This is a genomic window from Halobellus sp. GM3, assembly GCF_052545375.1.
On sequence record NZ_JBQWLT010000002.1, the window covers coordinates 361835 to 376071 of the forward strand.

General features: G+C 68.3%; 16 protein-coding genes. 10 read left to right on the forward strand and 6 right to left on the reverse strand.

The window, feature by feature from the left end:
• Positions 1-103: 103 nt before the first annotated feature.
• Entirely contained in the window at positions 104-868 is a 765-nt protein-coding gene (locus ACT3HL_RS04595; RefSeq protein WP_445085628.1) for an SOS response-associated peptidase family protein, read from the reverse strand.
• 115 nt (positions 869-983) lie between these two features.
• On the opposite strand from ACT3HL_RS04595, the gene ACT3HL_RS04600 reads away from it, so the two are divergent.
• Positions 984-1769 carry a ribonuclease H-like domain-containing protein gene (locus tag ACT3HL_RS04600; RefSeq protein ID WP_445085629.1) on the forward strand — a complete coding sequence of 262 codons (786 nt, stop codon included), beginning with the start codon at positions 984-986 and terminating at the stop codon, positions 1767-1769.
• A 75-nt stretch (positions 1770-1844) separates the two neighbouring features.
• Positions 1845-2537 (forward strand): dolichyl-phosphate hexose transferase, encoded by a 693-nt coding sequence (locus ACT3HL_RS04605; RefSeq protein WP_445085630.1) that lies wholly within the window; start codon positions 1845-1847, stop codon positions 2535-2537.
• A gap of 76 nt (positions 2538-2613) precedes the next feature.
• Here the strand turns inward: ACT3HL_RS04605 and ACT3HL_RS04610 are convergent, their stop codons facing one another.
• Positions 2614-2811 carry a DUF5800 family protein gene (locus ACT3HL_RS04610; RefSeq protein WP_445085631.1) on the reverse strand — a complete coding sequence of 66 codons (198 nt, stop codon included), beginning with the start codon at positions 2809-2811 and terminating at the stop codon, positions 2614-2616.
• 407 nt (positions 2812-3218) lie between these two features.
• Between ACT3HL_RS04610 and dctP the strand changes: the two genes are divergently transcribed.
• The 6 genes from dctP to ACT3HL_RS04640 all read left to right on the forward strand — a co-directional run bounded on the left by dctP (position 3219) and on the right by ACT3HL_RS04640 (position 8887).
• A complete protein-coding gene (gene dctP / locus ACT3HL_RS04615; RefSeq protein WP_445085632.1) occupies positions 3219-4493 on the forward strand; it encodes a TRAP transporter substrate-binding protein DctP in 1275 nt (424 codons plus the stop codon).
• A 14-nt stretch (positions 4494-4507) separates the two neighbouring features.
• Positions 4508-5083, forward strand: a complete 576-nt coding sequence (locus ACT3HL_RS04620; RefSeq protein WP_445085633.1) for a TRAP transporter small permease subunit — start codon at positions 4508-4510, stop codon at positions 5081-5083.
• Complete coding sequence (locus tag ACT3HL_RS04625) at positions 5080-6393, forward strand: TRAP transporter large permease subunit (protein WP_445085634.1); 1314 nt, start codon at positions 5080-5082, stop codon at positions 6391-6393. The genes ACT3HL_RS04620 and ACT3HL_RS04625 overlap by 4 nt, the downstream gene beginning before the upstream one ends.
• Before the next feature lie 112 nt (positions 6394-6505).
• Positions 6506-6862 carry a DsrE family protein gene (locus tag ACT3HL_RS04630; protein WP_445085635.1) on the forward strand — a complete coding sequence of 119 codons (357 nt, stop codon included), beginning with the start codon at positions 6506-6508 and terminating at the stop codon, positions 6860-6862.
• Between the two features lie 128 nt (positions 6863-6990).
• The gene (locus ACT3HL_RS04635) at positions 6991-7842 is read left to right on the forward strand and encodes a polymer-forming cytoskeletal protein (RefSeq protein ID WP_445085636.1); all 852 of its coding nucleotides are present in this window, start codon (positions 6991-6993) and stop codon (positions 7840-7842) included.
• Positions 7843-7942: 100 nt separating this feature from the next.
• Complete coding sequence (locus tag ACT3HL_RS04640; protein ID WP_445085637.1) at positions 7943-8887, forward strand: DUF4349 domain-containing protein; 945 nt, start codon at positions 7943-7945, stop codon at positions 8885-8887.
• Between the two features lie 71 nt (positions 8888-8958).
• On the opposite strand, the gene ACT3HL_RS04645 is transcribed toward ACT3HL_RS04640, so the two are convergent.
• From ACT3HL_RS04645 to ACT3HL_RS04655, 3 genes are all read right to left on the reverse strand, one after another.
• The gene (locus ACT3HL_RS04645) at positions 8959-9654 is read right to left on the reverse strand and encodes a nucleotide exchange factor GrpE (RefSeq protein ID WP_445085638.1); all 696 of its coding nucleotides are present in this window, start codon (positions 9652-9654) and stop codon (positions 8959-8961) included.
• Positions 9655-9743: 89 nt separating this feature from the next.
• On the reverse strand, positions 9744-10484 hold the full coding sequence (locus tag ACT3HL_RS04650) for a PAC2 family protein (protein ID WP_445085639.1): 741 nt from the start codon (positions 10482-10484) through the stop codon (positions 9744-9746).
• A 132-nt stretch (positions 10485-10616) separates the two neighbouring features.
• The gene (locus tag ACT3HL_RS04655) at positions 10617-10814 is read right to left on the reverse strand and encodes a hypothetical protein (RefSeq protein WP_445085640.1); all 198 of its coding nucleotides are present in this window, start codon (positions 10812-10814) and stop codon (positions 10617-10619) included.
• 157 nt (positions 10815-10971) lie between these two features.
• On the opposite strand from ACT3HL_RS04655, the gene ACT3HL_RS04660 reads away from it, so the two are divergent.
• Together ACT3HL_RS04660 and ACT3HL_RS04665 are read left to right on the forward strand one after the other, a co-directional pair.
• Complete coding sequence (locus ACT3HL_RS04660; RefSeq protein ID WP_445085641.1) at positions 10972-11910, forward strand: methyltransferase domain-containing protein; 939 nt, start codon at positions 10972-10974, stop codon at positions 11908-11910.
• Entirely contained in the window at positions 11907-12521 is a 615-nt protein-coding gene (locus ACT3HL_RS04665) for a DUF7122 family protein (RefSeq protein WP_445085642.1), read from the forward strand. The genes ACT3HL_RS04660 and ACT3HL_RS04665 overlap by 4 nt, the downstream gene beginning before the upstream one ends.
• 12 nt (positions 12522-12533) lie before the next feature.
• Here the strand turns inward: ACT3HL_RS04665 and ACT3HL_RS04670 are convergent, their stop codons facing one another.
• On the reverse strand, positions 12534-14108 hold the full coding sequence (locus ACT3HL_RS04670; protein WP_445085643.1) for a DUF790 family protein: 1575 nt from the start codon (positions 14106-14108) through the stop codon (positions 12534-12536).
• Between the last annotated feature and the right edge of the window lie 129 nt (positions 14109-14237).

Genomic DNA, 14237 nt, shown 5'->3' on the forward strand with positions numbered 1-14237 from the left:
GGCCGCTTCCGGGCCCCGAAACGGACGGTCGCCGCCGGAGTGGGGGCAGGCCGATCCCCGCGTGTCCCTCTTTCCCGGGAGGGGCCGCCCTCGCCAGCCACGCTCAGGGTGGCGACCCGACCGGTTCGATCAACGCCGGACCGTCGTTCGCGGGGCTGTTCACGCGCGTCGAGACCGGATGGGCGCGCCACTCGTCGCTCTCGTGCGGCCCGAGGAGCTCGGTCCGCTCCTCTGCGTGGCCGTGGAGCCACGTCGATTCGTCCGCCGGATCGAGCACGACAGCCATCCGGTGATGGAGCGCGGAGACGACGTCGTTCGGCTCCGTCGTCACGATCGAAAACGATACGACGGCCGCCGAATCGCCGCCCCGCGTGACCTCGGGTCCGCCGCCTTCGGCCTCGGGTCCGCCGTCACGCGCCGCCCCGTTCCCGCCGCCGAAATCGCCGAGTCCGGTCTGGGTGTGCGTCGGCTCCCAGCGCTCCCACAGCCCCGCCATCGCGAACGGGCGGTCGTCCGCGAGGGCGACGCGATACGGGCGTTTCGTCCCGCCGTCGTCGACCCACTCGTAGAAGCCGTCGGCGGGGACGAGACACCGGCGACACTCGTAGGCCTCCCGGAAGCTGGGCTTCTCGTCGACGGTCTCCGCGCGGGCGTTGATCAGGTCGGTGCCGACGGACCGGTCGTCCGCCCACGAGGGGAGCAGTCCCCACCGGAGCCGACGGAACTCCTCGGGCGCGTCGTTCGTGAGGACCGGCAACGACTGGCCGGGAGCGCAGTTGTACCGCGGCTCGATGGCGTCGTCGAACGTGGCGTCGAACCGCGACTCCAGTTCCTCGGCGGGGGTGAAGAGCGTGTAGCGGCCGCACATACGCGGCGGTTGGGCTCGGACCGGGAAAACGGGTCCGGCCGACAGCGAAGGCGAATTCGTCGACCGCCGCCCGGCGTTCGACAGAATTACGCCCCCCACGCCCCCTCCGAGGAGTATGCGCATCGAGAACAGTTTCGTTCCCGCGAGCGGCATCGGCGAGCGACGCGAGCGCTCGCTGTGGGAGGCGGGCATCCTCACGTGGGGGGAGTTCGACCCCGGACGCGCGCCGCTCGGAAGCGGGACCGCTGAGCGGGTGGAATCGTTCGTCGCAGAGGCGCTCGAGCGACTCGACGACGGCGACGCGCGGTACTTCGGCGAGTGCTTTCCGTCCGGTGAGACCTGGCGGTTCTACGAGAACTTCCGCGAGGAGGCGCTCTTTTTCGACATCGAGACGACCGGTCTCGACTCCCATCGCGAGGACGTGACGACAGTCTCGTTCACGCGGGCCGGCGAGACGACGACGCTCGTCCGCGGGGAGGACCTGACCGACGAGGCGCTTCGCGAGCGGTTCCGCGACGCCCCGCTCGTGGTGAGCTTCAACGGCAAGCAGTTCGACGTGCCGTTCCTGGAGGACAACTTCGATCTCACCGTCGACGCGCCGCACCTCGATCTGATGTACCCCTGCCGCCGGATCGACCTGACGGGCGGGCTGAAAGCCATCGAGAAGGAAGTCGGAATCGACCGCGACCGCCCCGACCTCTCCGGGCGCGACGCCGTCAGGCTCTGGTACCAGTACGCCCGCGACGGCGACGACGACGCGCTCGCGACGCTCGTCTCGTACAACCGCGACGACACCGAGAACCTGCGGAACCTCGCGGACGTCGTCGCCCGACGGCTCCACGAGGGCTCGCTGGGCGCCGTCGTCGGCGAGCCCTCCGGCATCCCGGATCCGCTGTCGTAACGGCTCGAAACGTCTCGCTCGCTACGTTTTTGGCGAACCTAAAAACACAAATACCCCCGGCCGAAATGGGAGGTAATGACCGAGTACACGTTCGACGACCTCGCCGTCGTGATGGGCACGTACAACGAGGAGGCGGCGATCGAGGCGGTGCTGTCGGATATCGAGTCGGTGACCGACGGGCGGGCGGCGGTCGTCTGCGTCGACAGTTCGAGCGACCGGACGCCCGAGATCGCTCGCGAGCACGGCGCGACCGTGATCGAACAGCCGCCGATGGGCTACGGTTACGCCGTGCGCGAGGCCGTGTTGACGCCCGACCGGCCGGTGATCGTCACGACCGACTGCGACGACACCTACCCGATGGAGAGGCTTCCCCAGTTCCTCGACCTGATAAACGAGGGGTACGACGTCGTTTCCGGCGATCGGCTCTATCACGGCGCGGATGCGATGCCCGCGCTGAACCGCCTCGGAAACGCGGCGTTCGCCGCGGTCGCCTCCGCGCTGATGGGTGAGCGCGTCCACGACACCACGACGGGGATGCGCGCCTACCGCCGGGAACTCCTCCACGAGATCTCGTGGACCGAGAACACCGGGCTCTCGGCCGAGCTGCTGATCCGGCCGCTGATGCGCGGCTACGAGATCCGCGAGGAGCCGATCCCGTACCGCGAGCGCGCCGGCGAGACCAAACTGGATCCCCTCGGCGGCGGGGCGGCCATCGCGAAATCGATCGTGAAGGTGTGTCTCGAAGAGCGGTTCGGCGACCCAGCATAACCGCGACCGCTTCGGCCGCGGCCGATCGTCGACGGATATCGACTGTCGGCTGATATCGACTCTTGGAGGATATCGACTACCGGAGTATATCGGCGATCCGCCGCGGCTCGCCGCTCAGCGACGGGTTCTTCTCGACGATCTTCAGCACCTCGTGATCGGTCACGTCGGGGTAGGACTTCTCGATCGCCTCCTCGATGAGCGATTTCTCGAGGCGGAATTCGGTCCCCTCGTAGACGACATCGACACCGTCCTCGTCGAACGAAAGCACAGTCATATCGCTCCGTAGTCGCCGCCGGAGTAAAAGGGCATCAATGTCGGTGCCCCTCGACCGGAAGTATTGCCGATAGTTGTGACGCCGGGCGGCGTCCCCTCGAGGACTGCTGCGATTGCGGGAGCGGGCGAGACGCGGGCGGGTCGCGGCGACGACCGTTCGCTTGCGACCGGTGCGTCTCTCAAAACCGCGTCTACAGCGTCGCAGCCCGTCACTGACCGCGGAAAATACTGTCGTGGGGGACAGGGCGATTATCCGCCGAATACACCGTCTACGTACCCGATTCATATGACGATCTCAACCGCCCCCCGCCATAGACGAGCCGACAAACGCCATCGACGAGCCGACGACAGCCACCGGCGAACCGACGGCCGCCACGGACGAGCCGGCGACGGCCACCAACACCGGCGATGACGACCGAGGACCACTCCGACGGCGTCGTTTCGGCCGCGAGCAGACGAGAACTTATCGGGCTGACCGCCGGCGTGGCCGTCGGCGGCTTGACGGGCTGTCTCGGGGGCGAAACCGCCGCCTCCGGCGAGGAGTCCGACGGCCCCATCACGGCCCGGTGGGCCGGTACCCAGAACCCCGAGACGTCCTGTTGGGACTACGAGTCGGCCTCCTCGGAAGGCGCCGACAAGTGCGGGCTGGTGTACCCCGTCTTCGAGCTCCAGCGGCGTCTCGAGGAGCGCTCAAACGGTCTCGAACTGGCGTTGATCGACAGCAAGGAGCTCTGCAGCGAGCAGTCCTGTATGTCGAAGATGGACTCGAAGGTGATCCAACTCGGCAGCAGCTCCGTCGCGAACTCGGCGAAGATCTGGCCCGAGAACGAGATCTGGAGCATCCCCTACACGATGCCGGCGCACAGCCGGGCCTCGATCGGATACGCCTTCACCCATCCCACAGTCTGGGAGGAGTACTGGGTCCCCTTCGCGAAAAAGTACAACGCCATCCCGATCGGGTTCGATCCGCCGGGCTACCGCGCCCACTACGTCGGCGTCGGCAACGACCCCGAAGAGGCGATGACCTCGCCGGCGGACTTCGAGGGGCTGAAGATCCGGACCACCCAGAGCGACGTGATCTCCGTCGCCTTCGACGAGCTCGGGATGAACCCGACGACGGTCTCGTTCGCGGACACGCTTCAGGGGATGAAGTCGGGCGTGGTCGACGGGATGGAGATCATCCCGCAGTACGCCGTCTCCGCGCAGATCACGGACGTGAGCGCGCAGGTGACGCTGACGCAGTGGGCGCCGGGGCTCGACCCGATCTGGTGCCGCGTGGACTTCCTGAAGGACCTCCCCGAGGAGGAGCGCCAGACGTTCGCCGAGGTCACCGCCGAACTCGCCGAGGAGAGCGTCCGCCGCTCTGACGACGTCTACGAGAACTTCCAGGGACTGAGCCCGGACGCGCCCGTTGCGGGATCGAACTACGCCACGGAGGGACCGGACGGCGGCCCCGTCCGCGTGAACTGGCTCGAGGAAGACCAGATCGACGCATGGCGGGAACCCATCGACCCGGCGACCAACCGAGACCTCTACGCGGACGCGATCGACCGAGTCCACGAGGAGTTCACCGACGGCTTTTACGACCGTCTGTACGAGGTCGCCCGAGAACCGGGCGTGCCGAGCCGATCGGCGGACTTCTCGCTCGACGCGTGGTGGGACGACTACTTGGAGGAGATGTGACCTCGACGCGTTCAATGAGCGCACACGTCCGACAAGCGGTGCGGGAAGCGCTGGACCCCGATCGGGACCCTGAAACGCCACTCGGGCGACTCGAGCGGGATCTCGAACTCTACGTCGCCGGCTCGCTGCTCGTGATCTACGGCCTGTTGATCGGCTTTTCGGTGATCCAGCGGACGCTCACCAGCGAGCAGGCCCTGTGGGCCCAGGAGATCACGATCGGGATGTTCGTCTGGGTCGCGTGGCTCTCCGTGGCCTACGTGATTCGAAACGAGGACCACCTGCGGTTCACGCTCGTCCTCTCGGAACTCTCGAACCGCGGTCGGTACCTCGTCTACTGGATCGAGTGGCTGCTGTGGGTCGGCTTCGCCGGGACCGTCTTCGCCTACTCCGTGCCGGTGCTCGGCGGATTCATCGAGCGGCGGGCGACGATAACCGGGACGGCGGTCCCGGACGCGGTCACGTACCTCGCCGTCACGGTCGGATTCGCCCTCGTGCTCCTGCGGGTCGCCCAACAGGCGGTCGGCGTCACGCTGGCGTTCCGGCGGGGCGAGGATGTCACCCACTCCCAAGGAGAGGTCGTCGGCGAATGACCGGCCCCGTCGTACTCGCGAGCACGCTCGGGCTCGCCCCCGGGACGACGCTCGCGTTACTCACCGTCTTCGTCGCCGCCCTGTTCGTGCTCGGCGTCCCGATACTGCTCGTCTTCTCGACGTGGGTGATCGGGTTCTCGGTCCTCTTTCCGGCGTTCGGGCTGCAGAACATGTCCGTCGCGGCGTACTATCAGCTCTGGACGTTCCCGCTGACGGCGGTCCCGCTTTTCATCCTCGTGGGCGCGCTCATCAACCAACTGCAGATCGCCCGCGACATCATCGGCCTCTCGCGGTCGCTTGCGGGCTGGCTGCCGGGCAGCGCCGCGAACACCGCGCTTCTCACCTCCGGCGTGTTCTCCGCGATCACGGGGTCGAACGCCGCGACGACGGCCTCGGTCGGCGAGGCGTTCACCGACGAGCTCCGCGAGGAGGGGTACGACCCGGTGTTCAGCGCGGCCACGATCGCCGCCGGCGGGACGCTCGGGATCGTCATCCCGCCGAGCGTCCTCTTCATCCTCTACGGCGTGACGTTCAATCTCCCCGTCTCGGATCTGTTCATCGCCGGGGCGTTCCCGGGACTGCTGATGCTTGCGGGGCTGATCGCGACCGCGACGATCATCTCCCACCGCAACGGCTACGGCACCGGCGAGTACACCTTCGACGTCCGGGAGATCCTCCGATCGGTGCTCCGCGCGCGGAACTCGCTTCTGGCTATCGTCGTGCTCCTCGGCGGCATCTTCACCGGCGTGTTCACCCCCTCGGAGTCGGCCTCGATCGCGATCCTGTTCGTCGTTACAGCCGAGTTCCTGTCGGGGAACATCCGCGGGACGGCGTTCATCTCCGAGTCGGTCAGGCTGACGATCTACCTCGTGGGGATCATCATCCCCGTGTTGGTCACCTCGATCATGATCCAGCAGAGCCTGTCGTTTCTCAACCTGCAGGACCTCGTCTCGAACGCCATTCTGGCGCTCGAGTCTCCGATCCTCGTCGGCGTGACGCTGATCGTGGTAATGCTCCTGAGCGGCTCGGTCTTGGCGTCGATTCCGAACATGATCTTGATCGCGCCGCTTTTGGCCCCGGCGGCGTTCTCGCTGGGCATCTCACCGCTGATGTGGGGCGTGATCTTTATGATTAGCGACGCGATCGGCTTCATCACGCCGCCCTACGGGCTGAACCTCTACATCATCAGCAGCATCACCGACATCGACTATATGCGGATCGCGTGGGGGGCGCTCCCGTACTTCTTCGTTTTGACCTCGATTCTCGTCCTCTTTTTCGCCTTCCCGGAGCTGAACGTCCTAGCGCCGTGACCGCCGCGCGCGATCACCGATACCGACGACACCAAACCGATACCGACGACATCAAACCGATAATGACGACATTCACCACCGACGAGACCCGAACGAACCGGAGGCGAATCGCGTGTTCTTACTGCTAACGGCCGGCCCGGAGGACCCGTCGGCCCCGCTACCGTTCGTCGCCGCGAAGGGGGCGCTGGCGGCGGGCGAGGAGGTGTCGATCGTGGCGATGGCTGACGCCGTCTCGCTCCTGCGGGCGGACGTCGACCTCGGCGCGCTGGAGGCGTCGGGGCTGCCGACCGTCGCGGCCGCGGTCGAGGCGCTTCGAGAGGACGGCGCGCTCGCGGACGCCGTCGCCCTGCGACCCTGCTGTGCGGCCCGAGACATCGACGAATCGGACCTCCGCGAGTGGGCCTCGATGGACGACCCGAGCGCGGTCGCGCGCGTCGCCGCGGCCCACGAGACGACGCTCACGTTCTGAGCCGGGACCGCTGACGCCGCGCCCCCGCTCCCGACGCCTCCCGACGCCTCCCGACCGATCCGCGCTCCCGACGCGTCCGACGATCGTCTGACGCGTCGTTTATTACGCCGCGTGCGCTGGTCCGGAGTGTGGCATTCGGTCAGGACCCGCTCGACGCCCTGCAGATCCCCGACGGCACGACCGTCGAGGAGCACGACCTCGTCACCGACAGAGACGTCGTCGTCGGCGGACAGAGCACCGTCGAGTTCGGCGTCCGCGGGCGGAACGTCCTCGCGGGCGAGCGCGTCACCTTCGGCGGCGACATCGAGGCCGAGGGCGACTGTCGGCTCGACGTCTGGTGCGACGTGGCCGGCAACGTCCTCGTCGGCGAGGACGCCTACCTCGGCGAGCGCGTCCACATCGGTGGCCGGCTGATGGTCTCGGGCGACCTCGACATCGGCGACGACGTCGATATCGAGGAGGGCTTCGAGGCCAGCGGCTGGATCGTCATCCGAAACCCGGTCCCGACGCTGGTCTTCTACTTCGTCGTGCTCTCTCAGCTCCTGCGGCTCGGCGAGAACGAGGCGGCCGACGAACTCGCGGAGGCGCTCGCCGGCGAGAGCGACGACGACCCGCTCGTGATCCCGCGCGGTTCGACCGTCTCCGACGACGCCTGGCGGGCGTCGGCGCCCGCGACGATCGGCGACGGGTGTCGGCTCCACGGCAACGTCCGCGCGGAGACGATCACGGTCGGCCGCGATAACAACATCTTCGGGAGCCTGCGCGCCCGCGGCGACGTCGACGTCGGCGAGGGGACGCGCGTGCACGGCGACGTGACGACCCGCGACGGCACCGTCACCATCGCCGACGGGGCGGAGATCCTCGGCGACGTCTCCTGCTCGGACCTCGAACTCCACGACGCCGCCGACGTCGGCGGGACGATCCGCGCCTCGGGCGATATGCGTCTCGTCCGCTCGAACGCCTCACGAAGCGCCGAGTGAGCGTCCCGGCGGGACGATACTCCGACGGTTGCCCGTGACTCAAAGGGCCCTTTGTGTCACCGCCGTAGCTTTCCGTCGGTCCGTCGTATCCGTGATCGAGATGGTATCGAGACGCACACTCGCGGCGCTGGCGGTTGTCGCACTCCTCCTTCTCGCGGGCTGCGGAGCTACCGGGAGCGGCAGCGACGCCGGCGGTAGCGCGGGCGGCGAGTACGAACAGGCGACGAACGTCGAGGCGGACGCCCCCGCGCAGGCGACGGGAGAGCCACCAGAGCGCGGGGACGGCGGTGACGCGTCGGGCGGCACCGACGGGTCCGGCGACGTGAACATCGACGACCGCGCGATCATCAGAACGGGCACTGTCGCGGTCGAGGTAGAGAGCTTCGAGTCGGCGGAGTCGGATCTCACCGCCACGGTCGAACGCTACGGCGGCTACGTCAGCGACTCCAGACAGGACCGCCGGCAGATCGGCAACGAGACGTGGATTCGCGGGGAGCTGGTGCTCCGCGTGCCGAGCGAGGACTTCAACGCGCTCGTCAACGACACGCGGGCGCTCGGCGAGGTCCAGTCGGTCGAGGTGAACTCCCGAGACGTGACCGATCAGCTCGTCGACATCGAGGCCCGGCTCGACAACCTCCGCGCCGAGCGCGACCGGCTCCGGGAGCTCTACCAGCAGGCGAACTCCACGCAGGACGTCCTCGCCGTCCAGCGGGAGCTCTCCGACGTGCAGGGGGAGATCGAGCGACTGGAGGCCAGACAGCAATCCCTCGAGAACCAAGTGGCGTACTCGACGCTGACGGTTCGGCTGGAGGAGCCGCGACCGACGCCCGGGCGCGTCGCGCCGGATCGCTGGTACGACACGCCGCTATTGTCGGCGTTTATGCAGTCGGTCGACGGCGTCGTCGTCGTCGCTCGCGCGCTCGTGGTCGGATTCGCGTTCGCGCTGCCGTATCTCATCGCGTTCGCGCTGCCGGTGGTCGTCGTCGCCGGCGCGCTCTGGCGATACGCGCGGCGACGCGGGACGGGGTCGGGTCCGGCCGAGTAGCGCGCGGTACTCTCGAAACACCCGTTCTCTTCACGGGCTACGAACCGCCGACCGAGCTGTCGCCGAGTGACTTACGAGCCGTCGCCGACCGAAGCGTCTTCGTCGACCTCCCCGCCGGCGCCCGTACTGACGGTCACCTGCGCCTCGCGGATGACCGATCCGGCCATCTCGTATCCCGGCTGGTAGACGTCGACGACGGTTCCCTCGGGCTGGGCGTCGTCGACGCGCATCAACACCTCGTGGCGGGTGGGATCGACGTCCTCGCCCGCCTCGGGATCGATCGGCGAGACGTCCTCGTCCTCGAGGATGCGGTCGAACTCCTCGAGCGTCGACTCGATACCGGGGCGGATGTCCGTGCCCGCCTCTTGGTCCAACGCGCGGACGAGGTTGTCGCGGACGCTGACGACGCGGCCCACGAAGTCCTCGGTCGCGCGCGCTTTGATCTCCTCCTCGCGCTTTTTCGCGCGCTTTTTGTAGTTCTTGAAGTCCGCCTTCGAGCGCTTCAGCGCGGATTCGAGCTCTTCGATGCGCTCCTCGCGGGCGTCGAGGTCGGCCCGCACCGCGGCGAGCTCCGATTCCAGTTCAGACACCTCGTCGGCGAGGTCCTCGTCGTGCTCGGCGACGCGGCTCGCGACGGCGGTCGCGTCTTCGCCCGCTGCGCCAGCCTCGGCACCCAGCGCGCCGTTCGTCTCGCTGTCGCCGACCGCGTCGTCTTCGGCGTCGGCCTCTACGGTCGCCGCGCCGCGTTCGGGGGACTCGTCGCTCATGTCCGAAGGGAGTAGTCGCCGAGCCTTAAGCCTGAAGAAAGGTGTGTCGCCCGCGAGGCATCGGTTCCGTTCTCTCGGGAGGTGGCGCGCTACTGATACATCCCGATCGGTCGCGCCTGCGTGCTCTCCTCGCCGGCCTCCTGCATCCGCTTTGCGAGCCGCTCTTTCGCCTGCCGGATCTGTTCGGCGTGTTCGACGAGGTCGTCGACGGAGACGTCGATGTCGGCGAGGGGCTCGATACCGTCTCTGATCAGCACGCGGGCGGCCTCCGGATCGGGGAACCGCGGGTCGGATTCGACGACGAGTCCGACGGCCGATCGGTCGGTTTCGACGGCGACGTTCAGGAGCACGCCGGTGGGCCCGGAGATCAGGCCGGTCTCGGGAGGCGTTTCGATTCCCGCCGTAGAGAGCAGATCGAGCCCGCGGGCGACGCCGAGGCCGTACAGCGACGGGACGTCGCCGCCCTTGTCGCTCGGGATGCCCGAGAGGTAGATCGGCGTCACCGCGAGGTCGTCGAACCACCCGTCGAGACACTCGCCCAGATCGACGGCCGCGTCCGGCCGAACGGGAACGTCGCTCTGGAGGACGAGCAGATCGCGTGTCTCGTCGGCGTAGATCCGGACCGGCGGCTGGAGTTCGGCTTCACCCTCGCGGTAGACGGCCACTTTCGGAACGCCGTCACAGTAGACGTTGGCGTAGTGGCGCATCTCGAACTCCTCAACGAGGTGGTCTGCGGCGATCTTCCCGACGAGACCGACGCCGGGAAAGCCCTCGATCATCGACGGTTCCGACAGCGACACGTCGTCTGCGAGCACGGAGATCCGAGCCATAGCGGCCGTAGGTCGTCGAGAGTGGTAAAACCGCCGGCCCCCGGTGGTATTGTCCCGTCTCGCTGAGCGCGCAGCGGGGCGCACGCCTCGTGCGCCCGCTGAGAGAGGAGCCACCCGCGATCTCAGCCGTCCTCAGGGCGGCTCTGCGGCCGCCTGCAGCGGTCGCGACTCGCCACAGCCGCCGCAGCCGCCGCAGTCGTCGGTCTCCTCTTGGACGACGAGGAGTAACTGCGCCGCCTGCCGGAGCGTGAAGTGGACTTCCGGATCGTCCGTCCGCTCGATGGCGTCTGCGAGCAGCGACTGGACCGTCTCGATGGTATTGTTGCTCATACGCAATACTTTCTCTGGACGCCAAATAATGACGTCTGTTATCACACCTTATTAAGAATAATGATGTATATTTATATAGATGAACCGCCCGGAACGACTCCCGACGGCGACAGCCCGAACCGACACCCACAAGCGACCGGGACGGTATCGCGTTCGTATGCAACCACTGGAGCGCTACGCGTCGCTCGTCGATGACTTCGACGCGTTCCGCGCGGCGTGTGACCGGCCGTTGCCCTCGGTCGTCCGAGTCAACACGCTGAAAGCGTCGATCGATCGCGCTCGCGACGCGCTCGACGCCGAGGGCGTCGCCTACGAGGCGACCGACTGGCACCCCGGCGTCCTCCGACTCGAGGAGCGGGGTCCCGGCACGTCGTGGCCGTACTTCCACGGGTGGCTCCACGGGCAGGAGGAGGTCTCGGCGCTGCCGGCACTGGCGCTGGATCCACAACCCGGAGAGGTGGTCTGGGACGCCTGCGCCGCCCCCGGAAGCAAGACTACCCAGCTCGCGGATCTAATGGGCGACGAGGGGCTCCTCGTCGGCAACGACAACAACCTCGGGCGGCTCTCGGCGCTGCGGCACAACGCCGAGCGACTGGGAATCACGAACCTCGTCGTGACGAATCAGGACGCCCGGAACTTCTCTCTGAAACCGTTTGGGGACCGCACCGGGGACGAGCGCCGGATCGAGGCGTTCGATCACGCCCTCGTCGACGCCCCGTGCTCGTGTGAGGGGACGATCCGAAAGAACCCCGACGCGCTCGACCGCTGGTCGCTCGGGCACGTCGAGAGCATCGCCGGCATCCAGAAGGGCATCCTCCGCCGCGCGGTGCAGGCGACGCGCCCCGGCGGCACCGTCGTCTACTCCACTTGCACGTTCGCCCCCGAGGAGAACGAGGCGGTACTGGATCACGTCCTCGGCGAGGAGCCCTGCGAACTCCGCGAGTGGGACGCGCCGGACGGCTTCGAGACCGATCCCGGCGTCACCGAGTGGGACGGCGACGAGTACGATCCGTCCGTCGAACTGGCCCACCGGGTCTACCCGCATCGCAACGACACGGGCGGGTTCTTCTGCGCGAGACTGGAGGTGACGGAATGACCGATTCATCCGACGACGACCCGAATGTTGATGCCGAAGACGTGCCGGCCGACGATCCGCCAGAGAACGACGGCCAGCGGTTCGATCGCCTCCCCGCGACGGCCGCAGAGCGCGTCGTGCCGGGCCGGCCCTCCCGTGAGGAGGTCGTCCTGTGGTGGGAGGAACGCTTCGGCGTCCCGCCGGAGACGTGGGAGCGACACACCTTCTGGGAGAAGGGCAACGGGAAGCTCTGGGCGTTCGCCGCCGACGTCGTCTCCCCGATCGCCGTCGAGGGGCTCGGTCTGCGGATTCTGCGCGCCCGACAGGAACACTGGAAGCCCTCGACGAACGCGGTGCAGCGCTTCTGCGGCGAGGCGACGAAGAACGTCGTCGTCCTCGAACCCGAGGAGGCAGAATGCTTCGCCCGCGGCGAGGATCAAGAGCTGCCGCGCTGGGACGGCGACTGGGGCTACGTCGTCGCCGCCCACGAGATCGCTGGTGACAGCGAGGCGTCTCCGACGCCTCGGGCGACCGGCGAAGCCGGTAACGTCGAGCCGATCGGCGTCGGCCTGTATCTCCACGGCGAACTCCGCTCGACGGTGCCGAAAGGGCGTCGCGAAGACCTTTCGTAGCCGGCTTCGCTCCTACTTCTCTTCGACGGTTCCGCCGCCGAGCCCCTCCCACTCGACCCGGTAGCCCAGACGCGAGAGCACCGCCGAGACGTCGTCGAGCCCGTGCTCGGAGAGCGCGGACTCGACCGCCGAGAGCGACAGTCCCGCGTCGATCTCGTCTCCTAACGCGTCGAGCACGCGGGGACGGACGAGCGTCCGGCCGATCAGCTCGTGCTCCGGAAATGATATCGACTCCACGGCGTCGACGCTCACGCCCCGCTGAGCCGCCAGCGCCTCGAGTGTGACGACGTCGGCCTCGGGGGCCAGCTCGTCGGGGAGCGACGCCGCGGCCGCCGCGACGAGATCGGACTCGTACGCTCTGAGGGCGTCGACGACGTCCTTGACGCGAACCCGCCCGGCGTAGGTGACGACGCGGTGATCCAGCGACTCGATCTCCTCGCCGACGCCGAGCGATTCGTCGACGGCGACGAGGAGTTCGACGTCGTCGCCGACGCTCCCGAACTGCTCGAGCTTCTTTTCGACGTATTCGGGCGTCCAAAACCCCATCACCTCGAAGTAGACGCGGAACGGCGTGTCCGCGTCCGAACCGGCCCCCGACGCGCCGCTTCCGCCCGGCCGGTAGTCGAACGCGAAGTCGGGAATCATCGCCCGCGCGCCCGCCGCGAGCGGTTCGGGCTCCCGCGAGAGCTCCCAGTCGAGATCGAGCGCCGAAAACCGGGCGGCGAAGTCGGCCTCGACGCCGCTGTCGTAGGTCGGCTCCGCGACGGGCTCGACGTCCGGGACCGACACGTCGTCGGGGCCGAGACGGAGCTCACGATCGGTCCCGCGGTCGTCGATCGTCGCCGACAGCGACCACTCCGGCGCGGTCGCGACGCTCCGGAGGAGGCGGGCGAACGCGGTCCCGTACCGCCGCGTGCCCCGGAAGAGCGCGTCGGGGCCGGTGACGACGAGTTCGCGCTCCTCGCTCGGTTCGCCCCCCGCCGCTCCGTCGGCGCCCCGGCGGCGGATCTCGTACAACAGGCCGAGCCGCTTGACCGCCGAGACGAGCCGCTTGGGGTCGGAGCTACGGACGCTGATCTCCGTGGCGTCGAACAGCGCCGTCTGCGCGAGCGAGAGGTTGTACTGTTCGATGAGTTCCTCGGGCCCCCATCGGGAGTCGAACGCCGAGAGCACCTCGTTGACGTCGCGGTCGGCGTACAGCGACGCTTCGATCGCTGCCGCGTCGGTCCCGAGCCGACCCGCGGCCGCCGCCAGCGCGTCCCGTCGGTCCGCGTCGGTGACGACCGCTCCCGACTCCTCGGCCGCCTCGAAGACCACGCGTCGGACGCGCTCGGGGGGAAGCGGCGCACGCGTCTCGAATGCGGCGTCGCGTTCGAGCAGCGCGGCGAACCCCCGGACGAGTTTGAAGTCGTCGGCCTCGCCCTCCAGACCGTCGAGCGCGTCGTCGAGGCGGTGCCGCGGTTCGCCCACGTGTCCTTGGAAGACGCCGATGACGCGCGCGGCGAGCGGCCGGTCAGCCCTGTCCGCGAACTGCGGGTGGTAGCCGCCACCGGCCCGGGAGACCCGGAGGAGGTCCTTTCTCAGCACGCCGCCGACTTCGAGACGGCGGGTCAAGAGCGTGCCGCTGCTACGGGTTTGCCGGCGCGAGTGAACACCGACTGCCGGCGCGAGCCGATCCCGCGGGAGACCGCTGTGAGCGATCCTCCGTGGAGACTA